Source organism: Bradyrhizobium sp. CSA207 (assembly GCF_029051685.1).
Taxonomy (GTDB): domain Bacteria; phylum Pseudomonadota; class Alphaproteobacteria; order Rhizobiales; family Xanthobacteraceae; genus Bradyrhizobium.
Map to the genome: position 1 here is coordinate 76,216 of NZ_JAACFT010000015.1, position 25,900 is coordinate 102,115.

The following is a 25,900-nucleotide window of genomic DNA, read 5'->3' on the forward strand; positions in this document are numbered from 1 at the left end:
GGGAAGCTCCAAGCGGGGCCCCGTTAGAACAAACTGCAAACGCGCCCGTCAAGGACGCCGCAAAATCTCCCACAAAATTAACCCGGCTTAAGCAGGCCGCAGGCCATTGATGCCGAAAAGGTTCCTCGGATGGGATGGCCGGACAAATCCATAAAGCGAAGTGAGCCGCGTGACGGCCTGATCGGCGCGTTCCTGTATTGGCTCGGCGGCTTCGAGATCGAGGACGGCCTGACCGCCGATCTCAGCGAGCGCGAATTGCGCCGCATCCGCGCCAAGCAGATCGACGCGGTGACGCGGCTGATCCCGGTGACGATGGCCGTCACCATGCTCAACGTCGCCATCGTGCTGATCCTGTTCTGGGGCAGGGGCTGGAACGACTTCCTCGCGATCTGGGGCCTGACGCTCGCCACCACCGCCTCGCTCGCCATTCGCGCCTGCCGTCGTTCCCACCAAAATCCGCCGCAGGAAGCAACAGCGCGCGCCGCGCGGCAGATGATGCGGCAGGCATTTTTCCTCGCGGCGATATGGGGCACGCTGCCGCTGGCCCTGTTGAGCCGCATCGAGCCGACCAGCCAGCTCATTCTGGCCTGCCTGATGGTCGGCATGATGTCCGGCGGCGCCTTCACGCTGTCGACCTTCCCGCGCGCCGGTCTCGTCTATCTCGCCACCATGACGGTTGCCTGCGCCGGCGCGCTGCTGCTGTGCGGCGCCGGGCCGTACCTGATGACCTCGGTGTTCCTGTTGCTGTTCGCGTTCTTCATGGCGGGCAACATCGTCTCCCAAGGCAATCTGTTCGTCGGCAATCTCAAGGCCCAGCTCGAGCTCGAACGGCAGACCGAGATCATCTCGCTGCTGCTGAAGGATTTTCAGGAGAACGCCAGCGACTGGCTATGGCAGACCGACGCCGAGGGGCATCTGGTCGACGTGCCCGAGCGCTTCGCCGCGGTCGCGCAATTGCCGCTTCCGCTCCTGAAGGGATCGCATTTCGCCGACGTGCTCGACATGCTCTGCCCCGAGGACAAGACGGCGGCCTACAATATCGTCGGCCTGATGGAGCATGCCGAACCGCTGCACGAGATGAGTATCAAGGTCGTCGCCGGCGGCGAGGCGCGGCTGTGGTCGCTCACGGGCCAGCCGGCCTACGACCGCGACGGCCAATTCCTTGGCTATCGCGGCTTCGGGCGCGACGTGACCGAGCGCTGGCGCGCGGAAAAGGCCGAGGCCGAGAGCCGGGCCAAGTCCGACTTCCTGGCGGTCATGAGCCACGAGATCCGCACCCCCATGAACGGCGTGCTCGGGCTTGCCAGCATGCTGCTTGAGACCAAGCTCGATCCGGAACAGCACGAGGCCGTCACCACGATCCGCGAATCCGGCGACAATCTTCAGCGTATCCTCAACGACATTCTCGATCTCTCCAAGCTCGAAGCCGGACGTTTCCAGTTCGAGGTGATCGACTTCGCGCCGCAAGCGCTGGTCGAGACGGTCGCGGCCGTGGTGCGCGCAGGCGCCAGGAGCAAGGGGCTCGAGGTCAAGGTCGAACTCGACCCGAACCTGCCGCCGACGCTGCGCGGCGACGTTGCGCGCATCCGGCAGGTGCTGCTCAACCTCGCGTCCAATGCGCTGAAATTCACCGATGCCGGCGAGGTGACGATAGCGGCGACCTGTCAGGCGCGCCGCGATCTGCTTGCGACCGTCGAATGGAGCGTGAGCGACAGCGGTATCGGCATCGCACCCGAGAAGGTCGGGCAGCTCTTCTCTGACTTCGCCCAGGCCGATGCTTCGATCAGCCGCCGTTTCGGCGGTACCGGGCTTGGCCTCGCGATCTCGCGGCGCATCATCGAGCAGATGGGCGGCACCATCGGCGTCACATCGACGCCGGGCGAGGGCTCGACCTTCCGCTTCACGCTGGTGCTGCCCTGGAGCCAGGCGCAGGCGTCCGACCAGACCGCAGGCCGCGACGAAGCCGACGATCTCAAGGCCCGCCTCGCCGCGCTTGACCGGCCGCTGAAGGTGCTGGTCGCGGAGGACGATGCCGTCAACCGCATGGTTGTGAGCAAGATGTTAGGGACCTTCGACGTCGAGCTGCGCGTCGTCGCCGACGGCGTCCAGGCCGTCGAGGCGGTGTCAGAAGGCGACTACGATGTCGTGTTGATGGACGTGCGCATGCCCGACATGGACGGCCTTGCCGCGACGCGAGCGATCCGCGCCCAACGCGGGCGGTTCGAAGCCTTGCCGATCGTCGCGCTGACCGCCAACGCCTTCCCTGAGGACATCAAGATATGTCGCGAGGCAGGCATGTCGGACTTTCTGGCAAAGCCCTTGCGCAAGCCGGCGCTGGCCGCCGCGCTGTTGCGCGCGCTGGATGGTCACGCGATGTCGGAGGACGTCCCGCTTCAGCCGGAGCTGATGCCGGTCGGGGTCGAGTGGACGGACGAGGAAAGGCAGATCACCGGGAATTAAAACTGCTGGTCAGATCATGCTGATGACGGCGTCACGCGACACCGCCACCACCGCTCCGATCATGGTGTTGGCGTCGCGACCGACCATCACCCAACTGTCCGCACCGGTCCGCTGGACCTGCAGCGTGCTCCTGTCGAGGAAGCCGTCGGTAGCCGCGGCCGCGAGCCATTCGCAGTCGCCCAACTGCGCGCTGGCCGGTTGTCGGATAGACGCGATTGACAAGCTCGATCTTGTTACTGCCGATCAGGCCTCGTGGTATTGTACATTGAAAGGAGTTTGGGGATTGGCGCGATGAATGGAAGGGGCAGGGGAGAATGAGGGGGTGACAGCGGAAGCAATCGACAGAAAGCTCCGGTCAGAAAGGATGCTTCGAGCCGAGGGCGTGCCTTTCCTTGCTGCACTACCGGTTATCGAGACGACGGCTGAGGCGCTGAAACGGTCTAAAGAAGAGGTCGCGCTGCGCACTCTTTGTCTCCTTCTCGTTGCTGCGAAAGGCGAAGGACTTGGTCAAGAAATAGTTGAAGGAATTCTGGAATTCCACGAACTCCGGCCACATCTGACTCCGAAAGAACTCGCCTTCGTGTTCGACCATTCGCCCTCGCAGCACGACCGCGTTCAATTCACTTGGAGGCACGAAGCTGCCTGGACTCTACTTTGGGCATTGGGCTTCGTGGCTCAACTAGGCAAGCCAGCAGAGATTTGCGACGTGGAATTCGCCGCGAGGACGATGACCGAAAGGACAACTACTCAGTTCATCGAAGACTCCGAACTTCGTCCGATCGCCGAAATTCTTGATCAGGCCGATCTAATCTACAGGTACCATTGGGCTATTAGAAACGCCCGCATGAAGGGACAGCAGGTACCGGCAGATCTCGATCCTGGCGTGACGGAAGAGAGACATTGCGCTTTGAACTGGCTCATCGGATACAACGAACAAGCGTGGGACCACGTTACGACTGACGGCTAACACTCCAATGAGGGTGAGCGGGCGACTCTCAGTTTGGCGTAAAGCAGCGCGAAGACGAGACTTCAGCGTGCCCACTAAGGTGCATGGGGGGTGTTTTTCGGATTTTGAAGCGCGTTAGATCGAGAAGCTGGTGCCGCAGCCGCAGGACGCCGTCGCGTTCGGATTGTTGACGCGGAACGACGCCCCGATCAGATCGTCGACGAAATCGACCTGCGATCCTGCCAGGAACGGCTGCGAGGCGGAATCGACCAGCACCACCGCATTGTTCTGCTCGATCACAAGGTCGTCGTCGGTGCGGGCGCGGTCGATATCGAACTTGTACTGAAACCCCGAGCAGCCGCCGCCTTCGACCGAGATCCGCAGCATCGCGCCAGAACCTTCGCCCTTGAGAATCTCCCCAATCCGGCGCGCGGCCCGGTCACTGATGGTCACGGCAGTCGTCATCGTTCGTCTCCGATAGTCCCGCGGGCATACCAAGGTCACTTACTCAGGTCGCTTGCCAAGATCACTCGCTATGGTCACTTGCCAATTCAGTTGGTGTCCCGCGCCCGACATAGTTAAGTGCCACCATACGCAGAATCAAATGGATAGGGACTAAATTCGCCGTGTCGGTCGGAATGGCTGCCCCCCGTGCGCCCTATGCCTGCGACCCGGACCGCAGCCGCGGCCGGCTGGTCGCCGAGCCGCCGAGCCAGACCCGCAGCCCGTTCCGACGGGATTGCGACCGGGTGATCCATTCCACCGCGTTCCGCCGCCTCAAATACAAGACCCAGGTGTTCGTGTTCCACGAGGGCGACCACTACCGCACCCGGCTGACCCATTCACTGGAGGTGGCGCAGATCGCCCGCGCGCTGGCCCGGCAGCTCGGGCTCGACGAGGACCTCACGGAAACGCTGGCGCTCGCCCACGATCTCGGCCATCCACCCTTCGGCCACGCCGGCGAGCGGGCGCTGGACGCCTGCCTGGCGGATTTCGGCGGCTTCGACCACAACGCCCAGACCCTGCGCGTCGTCGCCGCACTGGAACACCGCTACCCCGAGTTCGACGGATTGAACCTGACCTGGGAATCGCTGGAAGGCATCGTCAAGCATAACGGACCGCTGACCGACCGCAGCGGTGCGCCGGTCGGGCGCTATCGCGAGCACGGCATCCCCATCGGCATTGCCGACTTCATCAACATCTACGATCTCGAATTGTGGAGCTTCGCCTCGCTGGAGGCGCAGGTTGCTGCCATCGCTGACGATATCGCCTATGATGCCCACGACATCGACGACGGCTTGCGCGCTGGCCTGTTCCACCTCGAAGATCTCAAGGTGATGCCGCTGACCGCGGAAATCATTGCGGAGACATCAGCGCATTATCCCGATCTCGAAGACGTCAGGCGTGGCGCCGAGCTGGTGCGCGAGCTGATCTCGCACCTGATCGGCGCGGTGTTTGCGGAGGCACAGAACAACCTCGCCGCTGCGAAACCGCAATCGGCCCAGGATGTGCGGCAGCAGAGCCGGCCGCTGGTCTCGTTCCCCGCTGCAGTTGCCGAGGAGGAGGCCGCCATCAAGGCCTTTCTCTACCAGCACATGTACCGCCACGAGCGAGTGATGCGGGTAATGGGGGAGGCGGAGCAGATCCTGTTCGATCTGTTCGCCAAATACCTGAAATCGCCGGATGAGCTGCCGCCGGAATGGCTGGTAGGGGCGGACGGCGACAACGAGGGCGACCGGGCCCGCAGGATCGGCAATTTCATTGCTGGAATGACCGACCGTTTCGCCCTGACCGAGCACCAGCGGCTCTTTGACTCGACCCCGGATTTGCGTTAGGCGGCGGCCATGCCCGACACATCCTCATCGCTGCATCTGTTCGCCGACGTGCTCGCGCGTGTGCACGCCGTCTGCCGCGCGCTCGCGGCGGAAGCCAGCTGGCCCGAGGGCATCGATTTGTCGCGCGTGGTGGTCGAACCGCCGCGCGATCCCTCCCATGGCGACATGGCGACCAACGCCGCCATGGTGCTTGCGAAAGAGGCAAAGGCCAAACCGCGCGACCTCGCCGAGCAAATCGCCGAGCGGCTGCGCACCGACGCGCTGATCGCCAAGGTCGACGTCGCCGGTCCCGGCTTCATCAACCTGACGCTGCAACCCGCCGCCTGGGCGGAGGCACTGCGGACGGTGCTGCGCGAGGGGGCCGATTACGGCCGCGTCCGCGGCGGCTCCAAGGTCAATGTCGAATATGTCTCGGCCAATCCGACCGGTCCGATGCATGTCGGCCATTGCCGTGGCGCCGTGTTCGGCGACGCACTGGCGAGCCTGCTCCAGTTCGCCGGCCACGACGTGGCGCGCGAATACTACATCAACGATGCCGGCGCGCAGGTCGACGTGCTCGCGCGCTCCGCCTTCCTGAGGTACCGCGAGGCGCTCGGCGAGAACATCGGCGCCATTCCAGACGGACTCTATCCCGGCGACTACCTGAAGCCGGTCGGCGCGGCGCTGGCGAAGGAGCACGGCGACAAGTTCCTCGCGATGAGCGAAGCCGAGTGGCTGCCGACCGTGCGCGCCAAGGCGATCGCCATGATGATGGACGAGATCAAGGACGACCTCGCCGCTCTCAACATCCGCCACGACGTGTTCTTCTCGGAGCGCTCGCTGATCGAGAGCGGCAACAACAAGGTCGACGAGACCATCGATTTCCTTCGCGCCAAGGGCGACATCTACGAGGGCCGCCTGCCGCCGCCGAAGGGCGCGCCAGTCGAGGACTGGGAAGACCGCGAGCAGCTGCTGTTCAGGGCGACCGCTTACGGCGACGATGTCGATCGTCCGCTGATCAAGTCGGACAATTCCTACACTTACTTCGCCTCCGACATTGCCTATCACAAGAACAAGTTCGACCGCGGCTTCGCCGAGATGATCGACGTCTGGGGCGCTGACCATGGTGGCTACATCAAGCGCATGCAGGCGGCGGTGAAGGCGACGACCTCCGGCAAGGGCGCGCTGGACGTCAAGATCGTCCAGCTCGTGAAGCTGCTGCGCAATGGCGAGCCGGTGAAAATGTCCAAGCGGAGCGGGGACTTCGTCACCTTGCGTGAGGTTGTGGATGAGGTCGGCCAGGACGCCGTCCGCTTCATGATGCTCTATCGCAAGAACGATGCGGTGCTGGATTTCGACCTCGCCAAGGTCATGGAACAGTCGCGCGACAATCCGGTCTTCTACGTGCAGTACGGCCACGCCCGCGGCCACTCGATCTTCCGCAACGCGCGCGCCGAGGTGTTCCCGGAACTCCCTGAGGACACCAGACAGCGCATCGCTTGGCTCGGTGAGTCGGCGGTGGAACGGCTGTCGGACCCGGTCGAGCTTGATCTTCTTAAGCGGCTCGCAATTTATCCGCGGACCCTGGAAGCCGCTGCCGCGGCCCACGAGCCGCACCGAATTGCCTTCTATCTCTATGAGTTAGCCAGCGAATTTCATGCACTTTGGACGAAGGGACGCGATTTGCCCTATTTACGCTTCATTATCAATAATGATGCAGATCTAACGAAGGCGCGGCTGGCCATGGTCCAGGGCGTCGTCTCGGTCCTGGCATCGGGCCTCGCCATCCTCGGCGTCCATGCCCCGGACGAGATGCGGTAGTTTGGGGCGAACTACCTAAGGGGAATTTTTGGGGGTACCGGCAGAAGCCGGATCGCTTAGATTTGGTTGAAAGCCTTGTGGGTCGAAGGTCGCGCCTTGGTCGAGGGGCGCGCGGCTTTCCCGAAGGGACGCATCATCACGATGGCCGATCGATATCAGGACAGACCGTTTCCCCCGGACGACTATAGTCGCGGTGGCGGCCAGCATGGGAAGACAGAGAGCGATCCCTTGGCCGAGCTCGCCCGCCTGATCGGGCAGACCGATCCATTCGCGGCACAGGGGCACCCCAGCACGAAGCCGCAGGCCGCGCCTGCCCAGAGCTATCAGGACGATGATTACGCGCAGGACGGTTATCAGCAGGACTATGCCGAGCCGGCCGCGCCTCCGCCCGGGCCGCCGTCATGGATGCGCCGCGCCAACGTGCAGCCGGCGGCGGCAGCCGAGCCTGACTATCCCGTCTCCGTGAACCCGGTTCACCCGTTGCATCGCTATTCAGCCCCGCCCGCCGCGCCCGAGCCTGATTTTCATCAGCCGCAGGCGTATCAGGATCACGCTTACCAGGATCAGGCCTATCAAGATCAGGCCTATCAAGACCAGGCACATCAGGCTCAAGCCTACCAGGAGCCGGCCTATCAGGAACCGCACCAGCAGCCCGATCCGTCGCGCTACGACGATGCGCTGTACGGCCGGCTCGAGGCGGGCGAGCAGGACTATCAGCGCGATCCGGCCTATCCGGACGATCCCTACGCATTCCAGAGCGACTATCCCGAAGCCGATCTCGACGAGCCCAGGAAGTCGCGCGGCGGCATGATGACAGTCGCGGCGATCCTGGCGCTTGCCGTGGTCGGGACCGGCGCTGCCTTCGCCTACAAGACCTATATGGGCTCGCCCCGCAGCGGAGAGCCGCCGATCATCAAGGCCGACAACACCCCGACCAAGGTTGTGCCGGCGCCGTCGGATTCCTCGGCCAAGGTGCCAGATCGCATGGTCAGCGGCGATGGCTCTGAGAAGATCGTGCCGCGCGAGGAGGCACCTGTCGACGTCAACGCCAAGGCGGGCGGTCCGCGCGTCGTATTTCCGCCGCTGAATCAGAATGCGAACCCCCCGCCGGTCGCGAGTGTTTCGCCATCCACGATCCTGCCGAGCGCGGGGCCGACCGCGAGCAACGGCACGCTGCCGAACAATGCACCACGGTCGATCAGGACGGTCGCAGTGAAGGGCGATCAAACCGACAGCACGGCGTCGCAAGCCGCGGCAGCTGCCAAGCCGGCGGCTGCGCCGAAGCCCATTGCGGCCCCCGTTACACCGCCTGCGCCGCGCAGTCCGCCGACTTCGGCCAATGCCAGCGCCAATCAGCCGCTCTCGCTCGCACCCCAATCGGCTCCAGCATCAGAGTCGCCGCAGCGAATGGCTGCGAGCACGCCGACGCAGATCGCGCCCGCGAGCAGCGGCGGCTACGTCGTGCAGGTCTCGTCGCAGCAGAGTGAGGAAAGCGCCGCCGCCTCCTACCGCGTGCTTCAGAGCAAGTATGGCAGCGTGCTCGGGTCACGTTCGCCAGTGATCAAACGGGTCGATCTCACTGACAAGGGCAAGGGGATCGTCTACCGCGCCTTCGCTGGGCCTTACGGTTCGGCCGAAGAGGCGACGCAGGCCTGCAACAATTTGAAGTCCGCAGGCTTGTCTGCCTGTTTCATCCAGAGGAATTAACCGCGGTTTCCTTGACCCCTCTCACAGGGCAGGGTTAATCGGCCCTTATGACCACGCGGGCTTTCATTACCGGCGTATCCGGAACGGAACTGACCGCCGCCGAGCGGGAGTTTATCCGTGACGAGCGCCCGTGGGGCTTCATCCTCTTCAAGCGCAACATCGAGACTCCGGCTCAAGTTGCGGCGTTGGTTGCTGAATTGCGGAACGCTGGAGATGTCGCCGACGCCCCTGTCCTGATCGATCAGGAAGGTGGGCGGGTGCAGCGGCTGGGGCCGCCGCACTGGCCGGTCTATCCGCCGGGCGCCGTTTTCGCGAAACTATACGACACTGATTCGGCTCTCGGGCTGACTGCAGCACGCCTCAGCGCCCGGCTGATCGCGGCCGATCTCGCCGATCTCGGCATTACCGTGGACTGCCTGCCGCTGGCGGACGTGCCGGTTCCGGGGGCCGATGCCGTGATCGGCAATCGCGCCTATGGCACCGAGCCGGGCAAGGTCGCGGCGATCGCTCGCGCGGTCACGCAGGGCCTGGAGCAGGGCGGCGTGCTGCCCGTCCTGAAGCACATTCCCGGCCATGGACGAGCGACTGCCGACACCCATTTCAAGCTGCCGACCGTCGATACGCCGAGGGACGAGCTGGAACGGACCGACTTCGCTGCATTCAAGCCACTCGCGGACCTGCCGATGGCCATGACTGCACATGTTGTGTTTAGCGCCGTCGACCCCGCCCATCCGGCGACGACTTCTGCGACAATGATTGCTCAGGTGATTCGCGGCGTAATCGGGTTCCAGGGTTTGTTAATGAGTGATGACGTGTCGATGAACGCGTTGGCGGGAAGCCTTGCCGAACGCACCCGCGCGATCTTCGTGGCCGGCTGCGACATGGCTCTGCACTGCAACGGCAACATCGAGGAAATGCGCGACGTCGCAGCCCAGACGCCGGAATTGTCGGGCAGGGCGCTGGAGCGGGCGAAAGCCGCGCTCGCGGCGCGCGAGGCGCCGCAACCGTTCGATCGCGCGGCCGCACGCGCCGAATTGGACACATTGATCGCACGGGCAAACACGGCATCCGCATGAGCGCAGAAATTCTATCATTCGAAACCGGGCGGCCCGCAGAGCTCGCCGAGGGTGAGCCGGCGTTGGTTGTCGACGTCGAGGGCTATGAAGGCCCGCTCGACCTGCTGCTCGCGCTGGCGCGGCAGCAGAAGGTCGACCTGTCCAAGATTTCGATCCTGGCGCTCGCCGACCAGTACCTTCACTTCATCGAAGCCGCGCGGAAGATCCGGCTGGAACTTGCCGCCGACTATCTCGTGATGGCGGCCTGGCTCGCCTTCCTGAAATCGCGCCTGTTGCTGCCGGAACCGCCATCGGCGGAGGGGCCGAGCGCAGAAGAAATGGCGACCGCGCTCGCCAATCGGCTGCGCCGGCTGGAAGCCATTCGCGAAGCCGCCAATCGGCTGATGAACAGGCAGCAATTGCTGCGCGACATCTTTCCGCGCGGCGAGCCGGAGCAGATCGCCGAGATCAGGCATCCGAAGTACACGGCGACGCTCTACGACCTGCTCACCGCCTATGCTTCGCAGCGCCAGTCGCGCGTGCTGGCAAGCGTGCATCTGGCCAAGCGCACGGTGTGGTCGCTCGCCGAGGCGCGCGCCACGCTGGAGCGGCTGGTCGGCAGCATCACCGAACAGGATGACTGGGGCGTTCTCGACGACTTTTTGCTCCGGCACGTCGCCGATCCGACGCAGCGCGCGACGGTGCTCGCCTCGAGTTTCGCTGCCGCGCTCGAACTGGTGCGGGAAGGGGCGTTGGAGCTGAATCAGAAAGAGGCGTTTGCGCCGATCTATTTCCGAAAAGGGCGCCATCAACCGGTCCCGGAAGCAACTCCTGCGCCTGATGCGCCGGTCGGTTAAGTGCAAGAAGGAGAAGCTGCCATGGCAAGCCTGGCTGAAGTGCGGGTAGACGAGGCCGAGCCGATGGAGAACGAAGCCCAGGCACGTCCCGAGGAGTTGCGGCTGCTGGAAGCGCTGCTGTTTGCTTCGAGTGAGCCGCTGGATACCGCGACGCTGGCCAAGCGCATGCCGGAAGGCGTCGACGTCAAGGTCGCGCTCGCGCAATTGCAGGCCGAATACGCCACGCGCGGGGTGAACCTCGTGCGTGTCGCCAATAAATGGACGTTCCGCACCGCCGGCGATCTCGCCTGGCTGATGACGCGCGAGAGCACCGAGACCCGCCGCCTGTCGCGCGCGGCGATCGAAGTGCTGGCCATCATCGCCTATCATCAGCCGGTGACGCGTGCCGAAATCGAGGAAATCCGCGGCGTCGTCACCTCCAAGGGCACGCTCGACGTGCTGCTGGAGACCGGCTGGATCAAGCCGCGCGGCCGTCGCAAGACGCCCGGCCGTCCGCTCACGTTCGGAACCACGGAGGACTTCCTGTCGCAGTTCACCCTGGAGCAGCTCGGCGATCTGCCGGGCCTCGAGGAGCTGAAGGGCACGGGACTTCTGGATTCGCGTCTGCCGACCGGATTCAGCGTGCCGACGCCGTCCGATGACCCGGCGCTGCGCGAAGACGAGGACCCGCTGGAACCGGGCGAGGACCTCGACCTTGCGCTGGCCCCCGCGGTTGAGCCGGAAACGCCGGAAGGCGGCGACGAAGGCTGACGTTCCGTCCTCTAAGGGACTCCCTGCGACCAGTTAACGCTCGCAAAATTACGTAGCGCCAACAGCGAATTGGCGCTGCCTTGGTCCTTGTTTTTGAGACCTGCGAAGCCTAGGTTTCGGTCAAGATCGGCCGGGGTCCCGGCCATGCGCGTTTGGAGGGTTGCAGGATGGGTTCGCTTAGCATTTGGCACTGGATCTTGGTGATCGCGGTGGTCCTGCTGCTGTTCGGCCGCGGCAAGATTTCGGATCTGATGGGCGACGTTGCGCAGGGCATCAAGGCCTTCAAGAAGGGCATGCAGGACGACGACAAGGTCGCTGACAAGCCCGAGCCGTCCAAGTCCATCGAGCACAGCGCCGCGCCGACCGCGGCACGGTCCGACGTCGGCAGCAAGGCCGTCTGAGCCAAAAGAGCAGGCGGACGCGGGCGGTCCCGATCCTGTGTGGAGAGGATTGGGCCGGTTGCGGCTGGCCTGAACGGAAGACCTCATGTTCGACATCGGGTGGAGTGAACTGGTTCTCATCGGGGTCGTGGCCCTGATCGCCATCGGCCCGAAAGAGCTGCCGGGCGTGCTGCGCATGGTCGGACAATGGATGGGCAAGGCCCGCAAGATGGCCGCCGAATTTCAGGGCCAGTTCCAGGAAGCGATGCGTGAGGCCGAGATGGCCGACCTCAAGAAGAGCTTTGACGAGGTCAAGGAAGCAGCCTCCGGCTTCGCCGGCAACAATTTGATGACCTCGCTCCAGAAGGACGTCAGCGACGCCTTGCGCGTCGATGCGCTCGACAAGCCCACCGAGACATCTGCGACCGCCGCTATCGAAGCGCCGACGACTTCGGGTGAAGCGCCGGCAACTTCAACGGAAGCGCCGGCGACTTCAACGGAAGCGCCGGTCACTCCAACGACTCCGGAAGCCCCGACGCCCGCGACGTTCGTCGAGGCGGAGACACATGCGGCGGCGAGCGAACCGCCCGCCATCACCCGCGAGGTCGAGCAGGCGCAGGTTACCCAAACCTCGGTTACCCAAGACACCGCGCCAGCCGAGGCGATCAAGGACGCCAAAGCGTCATGAGCGACGCCGATATCGAGGCCAGCAAAGCCCCGCTGATGGACCATTTGATCGAGCTGCGCTCGCGGCTGATCAAGGCGCTGCTCGGCTTCGGCGTTGCCTTCATCTTCTGCTTCTTCTTCGCCAAACAGATCTACAACGTGCTGGTCTGGCCGTTCGTCTGGGTCGCAGGGCCGGAGAATTCGAAGTTCATCTACACGGCGCTGCTGGAATACTTCATCACCCAGCTCAAGCTCGCGCTGTTCGGCGCCGGATTCATCTCGTTCCCGATCATTGCGACGCAGATCTACAAGTTCGTGGCGCCGGGGCTCTACAAGCACGAGAAGCAGGCCTTCCTGCCCTATCTGGTGGCGACCCCGTTCTTCTTCGTGCTGGGCGCGGCACTGGTCTATTTCGTCGTGCTGCCGATGCTGGTCCGCTTCTCGCTCGGCATGCAGCAGGCCGGCAGCGACGAGACCGCGCAGATTCAATTGCTACCCAAGGTCGGCGAATATCTGTCGCTGATGATGTCGCTGATCTTCGCCTTCGGCATTGCCTTCCAGCTTCCGGTGATCCTGACGCTGCTCGGGCGCATCGGCATCATCACCGCGAAGATGCTGCGTGAGAAGCGCCGCTACTTCATCGTCATCGCCTTCGTCATCGCGGCCGTGCTGACGCCGCCGGACGTGCTGAGCCAGTGCTCGCTCGCGATCCCCTTGCTCGCACTCTACGAGGGCTCGATCATCGCGGTCGGGATGGTGGAGAAGAAGGCGGCGGCTTCGCAGGCCTCCAGCACCAACGCGTCGTCGAGCACCAATCCGGCGGAGTAAGGCCACTCATCCTCCCGGGTCATTCCCCGCGAAGGCGGGGAATCTAGTGCGCCGCGGCCTCTCGATTGATCGCTGACGCCTCTGGAATACTGGATCGCCCGCTTTCGCGGGCGATGACAGCCGTGCTAGGAGACGCGCTGATGTAAACTTACAACGTTTGACGTTGACTGTTTGCACGCTGCCGCAGGACCACCGCCATGCACGATATCAAATCGATCCGCGACAATCCGCAAGCTTTCGACGCCGGCCTTGCGCGGCGCGGCCTGAAGCCGTTGTCGGCTTCGCTGCTCGCGATCGACGAGAAGCGGCGCGCGGCGATCCTGGCCTCCGAGCAGGCACAGGCGCGGCGTAATGCCGCCTCGAAGGAGATCGGCGACGCCAAGAAGGCAAAGGATGAGGCGCGCGCGGCCAAGCTGATGGCCGAGGTGGCGGAGCTGAAGACTACGATGCCCCAGCTCGAGGTCGCCGCCAAGGCAGCCGACGAAGAGCTCACGAAAGAGCTCTCGGCGATCCCGAACCTGCCCTTCGACGAGGTGCCCGATGGCGTCGATGAGCACGGCAACGTGCAGCACCACGTGTTCGGCAACAAGCGCAATTACAGTTTCGCGCCGAAGCTGCACGACGATCTCGGCACGGCGCTCGGCTACATGGATTTCGAGGCGGCGGTAAAGCTCTCCGGCGCGCGCTTCGTCGTGCTGAAGAGGGGGCTCGCACGGCTCGAGCGCGCGATCGGCCAGTTCATGCTCGACCTTCACACCACTGAGCATGGCTACGCCGAGATTAATCCGCCGCTGCTGGTGCGCAACGAGGTGATGTTCGGCACCGGGCAGTTGCCGAAATTCGAGGACGATCAGTTCTGGGCGGTTAGGGGCGAACTGCTGGATGCGCCCGACCAGACGCGGTTGCGCACCGAGCGCCTTGGCCTCATCCCGACTGCTGAAGTGTCGCTGACCAATCTCGCGCGCGAGTCGATCCTGGACGAGAAGCAATTGCCGATGCGGCTGACCGCATTGACGCCGTGCTTCCGTGCCGAGGCCGGTGCTGCCGGGCGCGACACCCGCGGCATGATCCGCCAGCACCAGTTCACCAAGGTCGAACTGGTCTCGATCACGACGCCTGAGGCCAGCATGGACGAACTGGAGCGAATGCTGGCCTGTGCCGAGGAGGTGCTGCGTCGGCTCGACCTGCACTACCGCGTGATGACGCTATGCGCAGGGGATATGGGCTTCTCGGCGCAAAAAACCTACGACATCGAGGTCTGGATGCCCGGGCAGGGCGATGGCGGTGCGTTCCGCGAGATCTCGAGCTGCTCGGTCTGCGGCGACTTCCAGGCGCGGCGCATGGATGCGCGCTCGCGCGGACCGGACGGCAAGCCGCGCTTCGTGCACACGCTGAACGGCTCCGGCACCGCTGTCGGCCGCGCGCTGATCGCGGTGATGGAGACCTATCAGCAGGAGGACGGCTCGATCGCCGTGCCGGACGTGCTCCAGCCCTATATGGGCGGGCTGAAGGTGGTCGCGCGCGAATAGGGCGCGATGCCCGGCCATAACGCAGAACGGTTGGTTGCGAACATCGGTCGGCCGGTTATCTTGTCGGCCGTCCGGCAACTCGAAACCACCATTCATGGCCTTGCACCACGACATCTTCTGGGTCGGCAGACAATGGGCGGTGACAGGTGCCGGCATCCAGGCCGTCGACCAGCGCCTGCGCGGCGTGCTGGATATCGAGATCGCGCGGCTCTGGGATGACGGCCTGGTGCAGAGCCGGCGGGCCAAGCCCGGGGTCAACACCGAGGATTTTGACAGGGCATTGACAACGGCGCGCACGCGCTTTCCACGTGAGCCGGCTCCCGTCGTAGCCGAACCGCTGCCGGCGCCGCCCGTTGCGATGGAGCCGCTCCCGGCCCCGCCACCGGTTCCATCAGCCTTCGTGCTGCGTGCGGAGGGCAGGCTTGCACGGTTTTTGCCGCAGTGGCGGGTTCGCCGCTGAGAGCCCGATTGACCAATGCGGCGCCAGTTTGCCTGATCGGTCATAGCCGGATAAGACCAGCTTGAAGACGATCCACGGAATCGAGCTGGGATATGCGTATTCTCTGCACCAATGACGACGGCATCCACGCCCCCGGCCTCAAGGTCGTCGAGGAGATCGCACGGGCGCTGTCCGACGACGTCTGGGTGGTCGCGCCCGAGCTCGACCAGTCCGGTGTGTCGCATTCGTTGTCGCTGAACGATCCCCTGCGCCTGCGCGAAGTCGGCCCGCGGCACTTCGCGGTGCGCGGCACGCCGACCGACTGCGTGATCATGGGGGCGCGTCATATCCTCGGCGCCAAGCTGCCCGATGTCGTGCTGTCCGGCGTCAACAAGGGCCGTAACGTCGCCGAGGACGTGGTCTATTCCGGCACCATCGCCGGCGCGCTGGAGGGCACCATCCTGGGTCTGCCCTCGTTTGCGCTGTCGCAGGAGTTCAGCGTCGAGACGCGCGAGCGGCCGCCGTGGGACACCGCGCGCAAGTTCGGGCCTGACATCCTGCGCAAGGTGATCGCGGCAGGCATCCCAAAAGATACCGTCATCAACGTCAACTTCCCGTCCTGCGCGCCGGAGGATGTCCTGGGCATCCGCGTGACGCGGCAGGGCAAGCGCAATCTCGGCTTCCTCAGGATCGACGAGCGCAGGGACGGCCGCGGCAATCCCTATTTCTGGATCGGCTTCGAGCGCGCGGCGATGATGGACACGCCCGCCGACGGCAGCGATCTCGCTGCGCTCCGCGACCGCTACGTCTCGGTCACGCCGCTCAGGCTCGATCGCACCGACGTTGCGTTTTCCGAAGCGCTGGGCGAGATCTTGAAGTAGGGACGGCTTGGAAGTAGGGACGGTTTGGAAGTAGCGGCTAGTCGCCGCGAAGCGCGGCTTCAATCGTCCTGCCGAGCGCGTCGAGCTGGAACGGCTTCTGGAGCGCCGGACGGTCGCGATATTGCTCGGGCAGGCCCGAGGAGCCGTAACCGGTCGCGAAGATGAAGGGGCAGCCCTTTGCCTTGATCAGGTCCGCAACGGGGGAGATGACCTTGCCGTTGACGTTGACGTCGAGGATGGCGATGTCGAATTCGGTCGCCTGGGCAAGCCGCATCGCTTCGGTGATATCGCCGGCTTCAGCTGCGACCTTGTAGCCGAGCTCTTCGAGCATGTCCGCGACCATCATCCTGATCATGACCTCGTCCTCGACGAGGAATACAGAACGGCCCGAAAGCCCTGTCGCAGTCATAATTGAGTCCTTGCCCGTGCCGTTAAACGTTCGCAGATAACGCCAGAGGACGCAATGTGCGTTTCGGCAAACGGAAACTGCGAATGATGATCGCGGCTGCTCCGTCGCAAGCCATTTTGTGGTCAAATGCTGCGCCGAAAGGCTATCATGGGTTCCTGAGCCGGAACAATATTCCGGCGCAGATATTCGCGCCGCAGAACTTCGATCCGGATCTCTGACCAGACGAATACCGACAGCTATGACCTCCGATCAGCACTCGCAGGAAAAGATGATGTTTCAGCTCACGCTGAGGCGTCGAGGCATTAGCGATCAAGCAGTGCTGCGCGCCATGGAGGCGGTGCCGCGCGAGCTGTTCGTCGATCAAGCCGATCGAGACGGAGCCTACCGCGACAGCGCCCTGCCGATCGCCTGCGGGCAGACCATCAGCCAGCCCTTCGTCGTCGCCTACATGACCGAGCAGCTCCAACTCCAGAAACGGCATCGCGTGCTCGAGATCGGCGCCGGCTCCGGCTATCAGGCCGCCGTGCTGTCACGGCTCGCAGGCCAGGTGTTGACGGTCGAGCGCTACCGCAAGCTCGCGGACGCCGCACGCGCCAGGCTCGAGAAGCTCGACTATCACAATGTCGAGGTGATGCTCGGCGACGGGCTCAATCTGCCCGCCAATATCGGGCCGTTCGACCGCATCATCGTCACGGCCGCGGTGGAGCAGATTCCGGACAACCTGGTGGAGCGGCTCGAGGTCGGCGGCATCCTGATCGCACCGGTCGGCCCGCATCAGGGCGTGCAGACCCTGGTCCGCCTCAGCCGGAGCGAAGCCGGGATCGAGCGCAAGGAACTCGTTGATGTCCGCTTCGTGCCGGCGCTGCCCGGCGTGGCGCGGGAGCTGTAGAATTCCGGATCGGCTGTGCTGCCAACATCTTATTGGGAGGGTTAAGCCGTTATTTACTCGGCGCGTGTTTACTTAAAACACCAGTTCTGTTGCGTACGAGTGAGTAACCATGTCCGCTGTCGCCGAGTTGCTTTACTCGCGCCGCGTACCGCAGGTCGCGGTGCTGGCGCTGATCTCCTTCAGCTTCGCAGGGTGCAGCGCCGACATGTCGTCGCGGCTGTCCCAGTCGAATTTCTCCAATCCCTTCGCGTCGGAATCGACCGGTTCGGTGCAGCAGGCGCCGCCGCCGCAGCGTGAGCTGCCGCAATATTCGCGGCCGCAGACGCAGCCTGGCTACTATCAGTCTCAGCCGCTTCCTCCGCCGGCAGTTTCCGCACCGCAATCCTATCCCGTTGCGGGTGGTGGAGTGTCTGGAGGCGGTCGTGGCATGGGATCCTATGCGCCCCCGGCGCAGCCGCATCTTGAGACCACGGCAACCGTGCCGCCGCGCTCGGTCGCAGCCGCCCAGCCGGCGGGCGGGACCAAGATCATCGTCGGCACCAGCGACACGCTCGACGTGCTCGCCAAGCGCTATCGCGTCACGCCGCAGGCGATCATGGCCGCCAACGGTTACAAGGGGCCACGCACGCTCTCGCCCGGCCAGCAACTGATCATCCCGCAGTCCGGCGCGACCGCCGCTGCACCCGCGCCAGCGATGGCTCCGGTTGCCGCTGCTCCGGCGACGGCGCCGGCCGCGAAGCCGCTTGCGGCCGTCGCTGCGCCGCCGAGCATGCACTTCGTCAATCGCGGCGACACGCTCGCCAGCATCGCGCGCAAGAACCATATCTCGTCGGCCGAGCTCGCCCGCGCCAATGGCCTTGAGCCGTCGGCAAAACTCAAGCTCGGCACCAAGCTGACGGTGCCCGGCGCAAAGACAGCAGCGCTCGCGGCGCCGGTTGCTCCGGTCACGGCCGCTCCTGTTGCGGGCACGCTGCAACCCGTTGCGGCCGCTCCCGCGCCCGCCACCAAGATGGCCGCCGTTGTCGCGCCGGTGCAGAGCGCGCGTCTGGCCCAGGCCACCGCCAATGTCGAAGAGAAAGCGGCCGAGACGCCGACGAAGGCTGCGGAAGTCACCAGCGCGCTGCCGACCTTCCGCTGGCCGGTGCGAGGCAAGGTAATCACGAGCTACGGCGCCAAGACCAACGGCAAGTCCAATGACGGCATCAATCTCGCCGTGCCCGAAGGTACGCCGGTCAAGGCGGCCGAAGATGGCGTGGTTGCCTATTCCGGCAACGAGCTGAAGGGTTACGGCAATCTGGTCCTGGTTCGGCACTCCAATGGCTACGTCACCGCATATGCCCATGCGAGTGAGCTAATGGTGAAGCGCGGCGATACCATCAAGCGCGGTCAGGTCATTGCCAAGTCGGGTCAATCCGGGGAGGTGGCGTCGCCGCAGCTCCACTTCGAAATCCGTAAGGGATCCAGTCCGGTTGACCCGCTTCAATTCCTGAACGGGGCGTGAGGCGCTCAACGCGCTGTCATCGCCCGGCTCCGACCGGGCGATCCAGTAAGCCGCGGCCTCTCGATTGATCAGAACCGTCTCTGGAATACTGGATCGCCCGCTCCAGTGCGCAATTGCGCACAAGGCGGGCGATGACACTTGAGAACGTGGCGACGTGCGACGCCTCACATCGCCGTCAACTTGACGCCAAGCCGTCCTGCAAGCTCCTGCACGAATTGCCAGGCGACGCGGCCCGAACGCGAGCCGCGCGTCGTCGACCATTCCAGCGCCTCGCGTTCCAGCGCCTCGTCGTCGACCTTGACACCGAAATGGCTGCAATAGCCGCGCACCATCGCGAGATATTCGTCCTGGCTGCAACGATGGAAGCCGAGCCAGAGGCCGAAGCGGTCTGACAGCGAGACTTTCTCCTCGACCGCTTCGCCCGGATTGATCGCGGTCGAGCGCTCGTTCTCGATCATCTCGCGCGCGAGCAGATGGCGGCGGTTGGAGGTGGCGTAGAGGATGACGTTCTCTGGGCGCCCTTCGATGCCGCCTTCGAGCACCGCCTTGAGCGATTTGTACGAAGCGTCATTGCCGTCGAAGGAGAGGTCGTCGCAGAACACGATGAAGCGGAAGGAGGACGCCCGCAACTGCTCCATCAGCGCCGGCAGGCTCTCGATGTCCTCGCGGTGGATCTCGATCAGCTTGAGCTTGTCCGCGGGCTTGCGCTCCGCATTGATGCTAGCATGGGCCGCCTTCACCAGCGACGACTTGCCCATGCCGCGCGCGCCCCAGAGCAGTGCGTTGTTGGCCGGCAGGCCGCCCGCAAAGCGCTCGGTGTTCTCCATCAGGATGTCGCGCACGCGGTCGACGCCCTTCAGGAGGAACAGCTCGACGCGGCTGACCCGCGGCACCGCCGAAAGTCGACCGTCCGGGTGCCAGACAAAAGCATCCGCGCGCTCGAACGATTCGGACGCTGCGGCCGGATTTCCCTGGGCGGAGAGGTGCGCCGCAATGATCTCCAGCGCGCGTACGATGCGCTCCTGGGAGATGTCGATGGGCGCTCCCGTGGGGCGATTTGCCGCGACGCGGGCGGGCTTCCTGGCAGGGGTACGGGGGCCTTTGCCGGCCGGGCTTTTGCTTGGTTTTCTGGGCATGTCCGAAGTTCCTGAGAATGCAGCCTTATCGGGCCGGAAGGCGCGCCGCAAGGTGGCCAAAAGGGCGGTCTGGCAGCGTTGCAATTGGGGCGGTGGCCGCTATAGTCCGCGCGAATTTGACCGAACCGGTCGCCCTGAGGGCCTGACCGGCTTTCCCCCGTTCTCACGAGGATCGTCCGAATGTTGATTACCCCTGCGTATGCCCAGGCTGCGGGCGCCGGCGACACCAATAGCATGTTGATGTCGCTGCTGCCGTTCGCCCTGATCTTCGTGATCATGTACTTCCTGATTCTGCGCCCGCAGCAGAAGAAGGTGAAAGATCACGCCGAGCTCGTGAAGAACATCCGCCGCGGCGACACCGTCGTGACCTCGGGCGGCCTCGTCGGCAAGGTCACCAAGGTCGTCGATGACGACCAGATCGAGTTCGAGATTTCCGACGGCGTCCGGGTGCGGCAGATGCGCCAGATGATCTCCGGCGTCCGCGCCAAGGGCGAGCCGGCCAAAGAAAAAGAAAGCTCCAAGGAGAGCGCCAAGGACGACACCTCGGCGAGCTGATCGCTCGCGCGAGGATATCAAGTCTCCTGATCTGACAGGTCCAGTCGATGTTGTATTTCACGCGGTGGAGGGCGCTCGGGATTGTCCTGACGGCGCTGATCGTGTGCCTCTGCGCGGTCCCGAACTTCTTTCCCGAGGCACAGGTGAAGACCTGGCCCGCCTGGGCGCAGCGTCGTCTCGTGCTCGGCCTCGACCTTCAGGGCGGCTCCTATCTGCTGCTCGAGGTCGACGGCAATTACGTGAAGAAGGAGAGGCTCGACCAGATCCGCGACGAGGGTCGTCGGGTGCTGCGCGATAACAAGATCGGCTTTACCGGTGGCCTCACTGTGCGCAATGACGCGGTCGAGGTTCGCATTTCCAAGGAATCCGACGTGCCGACCGCGCTGTCCAAGCTGCGGGAGTTGGCCCAGCCGCTCGGCGGGCTCATAGGATCCAGTGGCCAGCGCGACCTCGACGTGACCGATGCCGGCGGCGGCCTGATCCGTCTGAGCCCACCGCAGGCCGCGATGATCGAGCGCATGCGCAAGACCATCGAGCAGTCGATCCAGATCGTCGAACGCCGCGTCAACGAGCTCGGCACCGTCGAGCCCGTGATCCAGCGCCAGGGCAACGACCGCATCCTGGTGCAGGTCCCCGGGCTTCAGGATCCGACCCGTCTGAAGGAATTGCTTGGCAAGACGGCGAAGATGGAATTCCGCATGGTCGATACGTCCGTGCCGCCGGACCAGGCGCAGCAAGGCAGATTGCCGCCGGAATCCGAACTGCTGATGAGCGCGTCGCCGCCGCCGACCCCCTACGTGGTCAAGAAACAGGTGCTGGTCGCGGGCGGTGATCTGACCGACGCCCAGGCCAGCTTCGACCAGCGCACGAACGAGCCGGTCGTCAGCTTCAAGTTCAATACGTCGGGTGCGCGCAAGTTCTCGCAGGCCACGCAGGAAAACGTCGGCTTGCCCTTCGCGATCGTTCTCGACAACAAGGTGATCTCGGCGCCCGTCATTCGCGAGCCGATCACCGGCGGTCAGGGCCAGATCTCCGGCAGTTTCACCGTGCAATCGGCGAACGATCTTGCGATCCTGCTGCGCGCCGGCGCGTTGCCGGCACCGCTAACCGTGGTCGAAGAGCGCACGGTCGGGCCGGGGCTCGGCCAGGACTCGATCGAGAAGGGCGAGCTTGCCGCCTATGTCGGCTCGATCCTGGTCATCATCTTCATGCTGCTGACCTATCGGCTGTTCGGGGTGTTCGCCAACATCGCGGTGGCGATCAACGTGGCCATGATCTTCGGCCTGCTGTCGCTGCTTAACGCCACGCTGACGCTGCCCGGCATCGCCGGCATCGTGCTCACCGTCGGAATCGCGGTCGATTCCAACGTGCTGATCTACGAGCGTATCCGGGAGGAGCTGCGCGGCGGCCGCAACGCGATCTCGGCAATCGATGCCGGCTTCAAGCGGGCGCTGGCGACCATCCTCGATTCCAACATCACGACCTTCATTGCCGCCGCGGTGCTGTTCTACATCGGCACCGGCCCGGTGCGCGGCTTCGCCGTGACACTCGGCATCGGCATCATCACCACGGTATTCACCGCCTTCACACTGACCCGGCTGATCGTGGCCTGGTGGGTGCGGTGGAAGCGGCCGCAGGGCGTGCCGATCTAGGAGCTAAGACCGTGACGCACTATGTTCTCATCGGGCTTGGCATTCTCATTGCCGTCCTCACCGTGGTGGCCGCGCTCGGCCTGCTGCCGTCGCTGCGCATCGTCCCGGACGATACGCATTTCGACTTCACGCGCTTCCGCCGCATCAGCTTCCCGATCTCGGCGGCGCTGTCGATCGTCGCCATCACGCTGTTCTTCACCCATGGCCTGAATTTCGGCATCGACTTCCGCGGCGGGACACTACTTGAGGTACAGGCCAAATCCGGCACAGCCGATATTGCGGCAATGCGCACCGCGCTCGATGCGCTGCGTCTCGGCGAGGTCCAGTTGCAGCAGTTCGGCGGGCCAGCCGACGTCCTGATCCGGGTGGCGGAGCAGCCCGGCGGCGACGCCGCCCAGCAGGAGGCAGTGCAGAAGGTCCGCGGTGCGCTCGGCGATTCCGTCGAGTATCGCCGGGTCGAGGTGGTGGGCCCCCGCGTCTCCGGCGAGCTGCTGGCCTATGGCATGCTCGGCCTGATGCTGGCGATCGTCTCGATCCTGATCTATCTCTGGTTCCGCTTCGAGTGGCAGTTCGCGCTCGGCGCCATGATCGCCAACGTGCACGACATCGTGCTGACGATCGGCTTCATGTCGATCAGCCAGGTCGATTTCGACCTGACCAGCATCGCCGCACTTCTGACCATTCTCGGCTATTCGCTCAACGATACTGTCGTCATCTACGACCGCATCCGTGAAATGCTGCGGCGCTATAAGAAGATGCCGATGCCGCAACTTCTCAACGAGTCGATCAACTCGACACTGTCGCGGTCGATCATTACCCACTTCACGGTGACGCTGGCGCTGCTGGCCTTGCTCCTGTTCGGCGGTCATGCCATCCATAGCTTCACCGCGGTGATGATGTTCGGCGTGGTGCTGGTCGGCACCTATACCTCGATCTTCATCGCGGCGCCGGTCCTGATCTATCTCGGCGTCGGCGAGCATCGCGAGGATGCGGCGGAAGCCGCTACGCCGGTGAAGAAAAGCAAGGCATGATCCGAACCGCGTGCCCTCGCAGGCGTTTGCGAGGGCAGGAAGCCCATTCGGATGAAGCTCATGGCCGGCGATCCCAACGCACCACATTTCCCACGCTCGGCGCCGATTGAAGCCTACGGCAAGGGCGGCTTCGCCTTTGCCGGCATGTCGCACCGGGGCTCGCTGCTCTGCCTGCCCGACGCCATCTGGGCCTGGGATGTGGCGGATCCCACCAGGATCGACCGCTATTCGCTGGAGCGGGTCTTCACTTCTGCCAATAGCATCGACACGCTCCTGATCGGCACCGGAACCGGGGTCTGGCTGCCGCCGCCGGAGCTGCGCCAGGCACTGAAGGCGGTGAGGGTGGTGCTGGACACGATGCAGACCGGTCCCGCCGTGCGCACCTACAACATCATGATCGGCGAACGGCGTCGCGTCGCGGCCGCGCTGATCGCCGTCCCATGAGTGACGCTGCACCGCCATCCGATGCCGTTGCCTTCTGCGCTGATCTCGTGCGCAGCCATGATTTTCCGCGCTATGCCGCGACGCTGTTCGCGCCCGCCACCGAGCGCCGCGCGCTGCTGGCGCTCTATGCCTTCAATGTCGAGATCGTCCGCGTCCGCGATCAAGTGAGCCAGCCCTTGCCCGGCGAAATCCGCCTGCAATGGTGGACCGACATGCTCTCGGGCCATGTCCATGGCAGCGCCGTGGGCAATCCGGTAGCGGCCGAGTTGCTGCGCGCGATCCGCGATTTCGACCTGCCGGTCGAGCCATTGTCGCTGCTTGCCGACGAGCACCAGTTCGATCTCTACAATGATCCGATGCCGACAATGGCGGCCCTGGAAGGCTATCTCGATGCGACCTGTTCGGCGTTGTTTGCGCTTGCGGCCCGGATCATGGCGCCGCCTTCGCCTGCAATCGAGCATCTGGCACGGCATGCAGGGCTGGCTCAAGGGATCGTGCAGATCATCGCGAATCTGCCGCGCGATGCCGCCCACCGGCAATTGTTCCTGCCGCAGCAGCTTCTGACGAGCCATGGTTGCGGCCTGGAGGATGTCTTCGCCGGCAAGGAGACGCCCAGCCTGCGTGCCGTGCTGGATCAGCTCGCTGGCGAAGCTCGGCAACATCTGGCCACGGCCTCATCGTTGCTCACGGAGGTGCCGGCACCGGCGCGATCCGCGTTTCTGCCGCTGGGCCAGGCGCGGGCCGAGCTCAAGCGGCTGTCGCGGCCGGGGCGCAACCCCTTCGCGCCGCAGCCGGCGTCGCGCTTGCGCACTCTATGGACGTTGTGGCGGGCCTCGCGATCACGGGAATTTACCAAATAGCGGCTGGCTTATCGCCTGTGCCAGCCAAATGCTCTATGTTGTCCTATGGCTCACTTGTCCCAAACCGCGTCCACCGATCTGGCCGGCTTTCCGGTTGTGCCGGCCGATATTCATGCAGCCGCCGATACGATCCGGGGCGCGGTCGTCGAGACCCCCTGTGGCTACAGTCGCACGCTGAGCAGTATCTGTGGCTGCGACATCTGGCTCAAATTCGAGAACCTCCAGTTCACGTCCTCGTTCAAGGAGCGGGGCGCGCTAAACCGGCTTACCGCGCTGTCGGCCGAGGAGCGTGCGCGCGGCGTGATCGCCATGTCGGCGGGAAACCACGCGCAGGGCGTCGCCTATCACGCCAAGCGGCTTGGCATTCCCGCCACCATCGTCATGCCGGTCGGCACGCCGATGGTGAAGGTCGAAAACACCAGGCACCACGGTGCCGACGTGGTTGTCACAGGCGCGACTCTGGAAGAGGCGGCCGCGTTCGCGCGAAGCTACGGCGAAGACCGCGGCATGATCTTCGTCCATCCCTACGACGATCCGCTCGTCATCGCCGGCCAGGGTACGGTTGGACTGGAGATGCTGAAGGCGGTGCCGGAGCTGGATACGCTGGTCGTTCCGATCGGCGGCGGCGGCCTGATCAGCGGCATCGCCATTGCGGCGAAATCGCTGAAGCCGTCGTTGCGGATAGTGGGTGTCGAAGCCTGGCTCTATCCTTCGATGTACAATGCCATCCATGGCGGCAACCTGCCGGCGCGCGGCGATACGCTGGCCGAAGGCATCGCGGTCAAATCTCCGGGCAAGATCACGACTGAGATCGTCCGCCGCCTCGTCGACGACATCGCGCTCGTCAACGAAGCCGAGCTCGAGCGCGCGGTTGCGACCCTGATCTCGATCGAGAAGACGGTCGTCGAGGGCGCCGGCGCTGCCGGCCTCGCCGCGCTGATGTCCGATCCCACCCGCTTTGCCGGCGAGAAGGTTGGCCTGATCCTGAGCGGCGGCAACATCGACACCAGGCTGATCGCGTCCGTCCTCACGCGAGAGCTCGCGCGCGAGGGGCGACTGACGCAATTGTCGCTCGACATTCCCGACCGGCCGGGCCAGTTGGCTGCGGTTGCGGCACTGCTGGCTGAGGCTGGTGCCAACATCATCGAGGTCTCGCATCAGCGGACGTTCTCGGACCTGCCGGCCAAGGCGACGCTGCTGCAACTGGTCATCGAGACCCGCGACAGCGCGCATCTCGACGAGGTCATGGCCAGGCTCAGCGCATCCGGGTTGAGCGCGCGCTGCACGTGA

Annotated in this window: 27 protein-coding genes; 23 read left to right on the forward strand and 4 right to left on the reverse strand. The window is 64.5% G+C overall.

Annotation, left to right across the window (positions count from 1 at the left end):
* Window positions 1–129 precede the first annotated feature (129 nt).
* Window positions 130–2,460, forward strand: a complete 2,331-nt coding sequence (locus GWG65_RS18430) for an ATP-binding protein (protein WP_275196967.1) — start codon at window positions 130–132, stop codon at window positions 2,458–2,460.
* Window positions 2,461–2,469: 9 nt separating this feature from the next.
* Here the strand turns inward: GWG65_RS18430 and GWG65_RS18435 are convergent, their stop codons facing one another.
* Window positions 2,470–2,682 carry a hypothetical protein gene (locus GWG65_RS18435; RefSeq protein ID WP_275196968.1) on the reverse strand — a complete coding sequence of 71 codons (213 nt, stop codon included), beginning with the start codon at window positions 2,680–2,682 and terminating at the stop codon, window positions 2,470–2,472.
* A 100-nt stretch (window positions 2,683–2,782) separates the two neighbouring features.
* Between GWG65_RS18435 and GWG65_RS18440 the strand changes: the two genes are divergently transcribed.
* Window positions 2,783–3,427 carry a DUF4272 domain-containing protein gene (locus GWG65_RS18440; RefSeq protein WP_275196969.1) on the forward strand — a complete coding sequence of 215 codons (645 nt, stop codon included), beginning with the start codon at window positions 2,783–2,785 and terminating at the stop codon, window positions 3,425–3,427.
* 114 nt (window positions 3,428–3,541) lie between these two features.
* Here GWG65_RS18440 and erpA read toward each other — a convergent pair whose 3' ends face one another.
* On the reverse strand, window positions 3,542–3,871 hold the full coding sequence (gene erpA, locus GWG65_RS18445) for an iron-sulfur cluster insertion protein ErpA (protein ID WP_148739773.1): 330 nt from the start codon (window positions 3,869–3,871) through the stop codon (window positions 3,542–3,544).
* A gap of 161 nt (window positions 3,872–4,032) precedes the next feature.
* On the opposite strand from erpA, the gene GWG65_RS18450 reads away from it, so the two are divergent.
* The 12 genes from GWG65_RS18450 to surE all read left to right on the forward strand — a co-directional run bounded on the left by GWG65_RS18450 (window position 4,033) and on the right by surE (window position 16,133).
* Window positions 4,033–5,241: a deoxyguanosinetriphosphate triphosphohydrolase gene (locus tag GWG65_RS18450; protein WP_275196970.1), complete on the forward strand. Its 1,209-nt coding sequence runs from the start codon at window positions 4,033–4,035 to the stop codon at window positions 5,239–5,241.
* Window positions 5,242–5,250: 9 nt separating this feature from the next.
* Window positions 5,251–7,041: an arginine--tRNA ligase gene (gene argS / locus GWG65_RS18455; RefSeq protein ID WP_275196971.1), complete on the forward strand. Its 1,791-nt coding sequence runs from the start codon at window positions 5,251–5,253 to the stop codon at window positions 7,039–7,041.
* 141 nt (window positions 7,042–7,182) lie between these two features.
* On the forward strand, window positions 7,183–8,748 hold the full coding sequence (locus GWG65_RS18460; protein WP_275197073.1) for an SPOR domain-containing protein: 1,566 nt from the start codon (window positions 7,183–7,185) through the stop codon (window positions 8,746–8,748).
* Window positions 8,749–8,795: 47 nt separating this feature from the next.
* A complete protein-coding gene (gene nagZ / locus GWG65_RS18465; RefSeq protein ID WP_275196972.1) occupies window positions 8,796–9,824 on the forward strand; it encodes a beta-N-acetylhexosaminidase in 1,029 nt (342 codons plus the stop codon).
* Window positions 9,821–10,660: a ScpA family protein gene (locus tag GWG65_RS18470; protein WP_148739766.1), complete on the forward strand. Its 840-nt coding sequence runs from the start codon at window positions 9,821–9,823 to the stop codon at window positions 10,658–10,660. The genes nagZ and GWG65_RS18470 overlap by 4 nt, the downstream gene beginning before the upstream one ends.
* A gap of 21 nt (window positions 10,661–10,681) precedes the next feature.
* Complete coding sequence (gene scpB / locus GWG65_RS18475; RefSeq protein ID WP_275196973.1) at window positions 10,682–11,410, forward strand: SMC-Scp complex subunit ScpB; 729 nt, start codon at window positions 10,682–10,684, stop codon at window positions 11,408–11,410.
* Window positions 11,411–11,577: 167 nt separating this feature from the next.
* Entirely contained in the window at window positions 11,578–11,811 is a 234-nt protein-coding gene (locus GWG65_RS18480; RefSeq protein ID WP_275196974.1) for a twin-arginine translocase TatA/TatE family subunit, read from the forward strand.
* Window positions 11,812–11,896: 85 nt separating this feature from the next.
* Entirely contained in the window at window positions 11,897–12,478 is a 582-nt protein-coding gene (gene tatB, locus GWG65_RS18485) for a Sec-independent protein translocase protein TatB (protein WP_275196975.1), read from the forward strand.
* Window positions 12,475–13,284: a twin-arginine translocase subunit TatC gene (gene tatC / locus GWG65_RS18490; protein ID WP_275196976.1), complete on the forward strand. Its 810-nt coding sequence runs from the start codon at window positions 12,475–12,477 to the stop codon at window positions 13,282–13,284. Before tatB ends, tatC begins: the two co-directional genes overlap by 4 nt.
* A 197-nt stretch (window positions 13,285–13,481) precedes the next feature.
* Entirely contained in the window at window positions 13,482–14,813 is a 1,332-nt protein-coding gene (gene serS / locus GWG65_RS18495; RefSeq protein ID WP_275196977.1) for a serine--tRNA ligase, read from the forward strand.
* 94 nt (window positions 14,814–14,907) lie between these two features.
* The gene (locus GWG65_RS18500; protein WP_275196978.1) at window positions 14,908–15,273 is read left to right on the forward strand and encodes a hypothetical protein; all 366 of its coding nucleotides are present in this window, start codon (window positions 14,908–14,910) and stop codon (window positions 15,271–15,273) included.
* A gap of 92 nt (window positions 15,274–15,365) precedes the next feature.
* Entirely contained in the window at window positions 15,366–16,133 is a 768-nt protein-coding gene (surE, locus tag GWG65_RS18505) for a 5'/3'-nucleotidase SurE (RefSeq protein WP_275196979.1), read from the forward strand.
* Window positions 16,134–16,170: 37 nt separating this feature from the next.
* Here surE and GWG65_RS18510 read toward each other — a convergent pair whose 3' ends face one another.
* Window positions 16,171–16,542: a response regulator gene (locus GWG65_RS18510; protein ID WP_275196980.1), complete on the reverse strand. Its 372-nt coding sequence runs from the start codon at window positions 16,540–16,542 to the stop codon at window positions 16,171–16,173.
* An 83-nt stretch (window positions 16,543–16,625) separates the two neighbouring features.
* On the opposite strand from GWG65_RS18510, the gene GWG65_RS18515 reads away from it, so the two are divergent.
* From GWG65_RS18515 to GWG65_RS18525, 3 genes are all read left to right on the forward strand, one after another.
* Entirely contained in the window at window positions 16,626–16,760 is a 135-nt protein-coding gene (locus tag GWG65_RS18515; protein ID WP_275196981.1) for a hypothetical protein, read from the forward strand.
* 20 nt (window positions 16,761–16,780) lie between these two features.
* A complete protein-coding gene (locus GWG65_RS18520; RefSeq protein WP_247388070.1) occupies window positions 16,781–17,431 on the forward strand; it encodes a protein-L-isoaspartate(D-aspartate) O-methyltransferase in 651 nt (216 codons plus the stop codon).
* 109 nt (window positions 17,432–17,540) lie between these two features.
* Window positions 17,541–18,932, forward strand: a complete 1,392-nt coding sequence (locus GWG65_RS18525) for a LysM peptidoglycan-binding domain-containing M23 family metallopeptidase (RefSeq protein ID WP_275196982.1) — start codon at window positions 17,541–17,543, stop codon at window positions 18,930–18,932.
* Window positions 18,933–19,096: 164 nt separating this feature from the next.
* On the opposite strand, the gene GWG65_RS18530 is transcribed toward GWG65_RS18525, so the two are convergent.
* On the reverse strand, window positions 19,097–20,068 hold the full coding sequence (locus GWG65_RS18530) for an ATP-binding protein (protein WP_275196983.1): 972 nt from the start codon (window positions 20,066–20,068) through the stop codon (window positions 19,097–19,099).
* Between the two features lie 180 nt (window positions 20,069–20,248).
* On the opposite strand from GWG65_RS18530, the gene yajC reads away from it, so the two are divergent.
* From yajC to GWG65_RS18560, 6 genes are read left to right on the forward strand one after another with little or no spacing between them, the layout of a single operon-like run.
* Entirely contained in the window at window positions 20,249–20,623 is a 375-nt protein-coding gene (gene yajC / locus GWG65_RS18535; RefSeq protein WP_148739740.1) for a preprotein translocase subunit YajC, read from the forward strand.
* Window positions 20,624–20,670: 47 nt separating this feature from the next.
* A complete protein-coding gene (gene secD, locus GWG65_RS18540) occupies window positions 20,671–22,275 on the forward strand; it encodes a protein translocase subunit SecD (RefSeq protein ID WP_275196984.1) in 1,605 nt (534 codons plus the stop codon).
* Window positions 22,276–22,286: 11 nt separating this feature from the next.
* A complete protein-coding gene (secF, locus tag GWG65_RS18545; protein ID WP_275196985.1) occupies window positions 22,287–23,306 on the forward strand; it encodes a protein translocase subunit SecF in 1,020 nt (339 codons plus the stop codon).
* A gap of 60 nt (window positions 23,307–23,366) precedes the next feature.
* Entirely contained in the window at window positions 23,367–23,750 is a 384-nt protein-coding gene (locus GWG65_RS18550; RefSeq protein ID WP_275197074.1) for an MTH938/NDUFAF3 family protein, read from the forward strand.
* Window positions 23,747–24,610, forward strand: a complete 864-nt coding sequence (locus GWG65_RS18555; RefSeq protein WP_275196986.1) for a phytoene/squalene synthase family protein — start codon at window positions 23,747–23,749, stop codon at window positions 24,608–24,610. Before GWG65_RS18550 ends, GWG65_RS18555 begins: the two co-directional genes overlap by 4 nt.
* Window positions 24,611–24,655: 45 nt before the next feature.
* Window positions 24,656–25,900 (forward strand): threonine ammonia-lyase, encoded by a 1,245-nt coding sequence (locus GWG65_RS18560; protein ID WP_275196987.1) that lies wholly within the window; start codon window positions 24,656–24,658, stop codon window positions 25,898–25,900.

Excerpts from the sequence above, each read along its gene's own strand:
- GWG65_RS18430 (WP_275196967.1), top strand. The coding sequence starts at position 130 with ATGGGATGGCCGGACAAATCCATAAAGCGAAGTGAGCCGCGTGACGGC.
- erpA (WP_148739773.1), bottom strand. The coding sequence starts at position 3,871 with ATGACGACTGCCGTGACCATCAGTGACCGGGCCGCGCGCCGGATTGGG.
- argS (WP_275196971.1), top strand. The coding sequence starts at position 5,251 with ATGCCCGACACATCCTCATCGCTGCATCTGTTCGCCGACGTGCTCGCG.
- GWG65_RS18460 (WP_275197073.1), top strand. The coding sequence starts at position 7,183 with ATGGCCGATCGATATCAGGACAGACCGTTTCCCCCGGACGACTATAGT.
- nagZ (WP_275196972.1), top strand. The coding sequence starts at position 8,796 with ATGACCACGCGGGCTTTCATTACCGGCGTATCCGGAACGGAACTGACC.
- GWG65_RS18470 (WP_148739766.1), top strand. The coding sequence starts at position 9,821 with ATGAGCGCAGAAATTCTATCATTCGAAACCGGGCGGCCCGCAGAGCTC.
- scpB (WP_275196973.1), top strand. The coding sequence starts at position 10,682 with ATGGCAAGCCTGGCTGAAGTGCGGGTAGACGAGGCCGAGCCGATGGAG.
- GWG65_RS18480 (WP_275196974.1), top strand. The coding sequence starts at position 11,578 with ATGGGTTCGCTTAGCATTTGGCACTGGATCTTGGTGATCGCGGTGGTC.
- tatB (WP_275196975.1), top strand. The coding sequence starts at position 11,897 with ATGTTCGACATCGGGTGGAGTGAACTGGTTCTCATCGGGGTCGTGGCC.
- tatC (WP_275196976.1), top strand. The coding sequence starts at position 12,475 with ATGAGCGACGCCGATATCGAGGCCAGCAAAGCCCCGCTGATGGACCAT.
- serS (WP_275196977.1), top strand. The coding sequence starts at position 13,482 with ATGCACGATATCAAATCGATCCGCGACAATCCGCAAGCTTTCGACGCC.
- GWG65_RS18500 (WP_275196978.1), top strand. The coding sequence starts at position 14,908 with ATGGCCTTGCACCACGACATCTTCTGGGTCGGCAGACAATGGGCGGTG.
- surE (WP_275196979.1), top strand. The coding sequence starts at position 15,366 with ATGCGTATTCTCTGCACCAATGACGACGGCATCCACGCCCCCGGCCTC.
- GWG65_RS18510 (WP_275196980.1), bottom strand. The coding sequence starts at position 16,542 with ATGACTGCGACAGGGCTTTCGGGCCGTTCTGTATTCCTCGTCGAGGAC.
- GWG65_RS18515 (WP_275196981.1), top strand. The coding sequence starts at position 16,626 with ATGATGATCGCGGCTGCTCCGTCGCAAGCCATTTTGTGGTCAAATGCT.
- GWG65_RS18520 (WP_247388070.1), top strand. The coding sequence starts at position 16,781 with ATGACCTCCGATCAGCACTCGCAGGAAAAGATGATGTTTCAGCTCACG.
- GWG65_RS18525 (WP_275196982.1), top strand. The coding sequence starts at position 17,541 with ATGTCCGCTGTCGCCGAGTTGCTTTACTCGCGCCGCGTACCGCAGGTC.
- GWG65_RS18530 (WP_275196983.1), bottom strand. The coding sequence starts at position 20,068 with ATGCCCAGAAAACCAAGCAAAAGCCCGGCCGGCAAAGGCCCCCGTACC.
- yajC (WP_148739740.1), top strand. The coding sequence starts at position 20,249 with ATGTTGATTACCCCTGCGTATGCCCAGGCTGCGGGCGCCGGCGACACC.
- secD (WP_275196984.1), top strand. The coding sequence starts at position 20,671 with ATGTTGTATTTCACGCGGTGGAGGGCGCTCGGGATTGTCCTGACGGCG.
- GWG65_RS18550 (WP_275197074.1), top strand. The coding sequence starts at position 23,367 with ATGGCCGGCGATCCCAACGCACCACATTTCCCACGCTCGGCGCCGATT.
- GWG65_RS18555 (WP_275196986.1), top strand. The coding sequence starts at position 23,747 with ATGAGTGACGCTGCACCGCCATCCGATGCCGTTGCCTTCTGCGCTGAT.
- GWG65_RS18560 (WP_275196987.1), top strand. The coding sequence starts at position 24,656 with ATGGCTCACTTGTCCCAAACCGCGTCCACCGATCTGGCCGGCTTTCCG.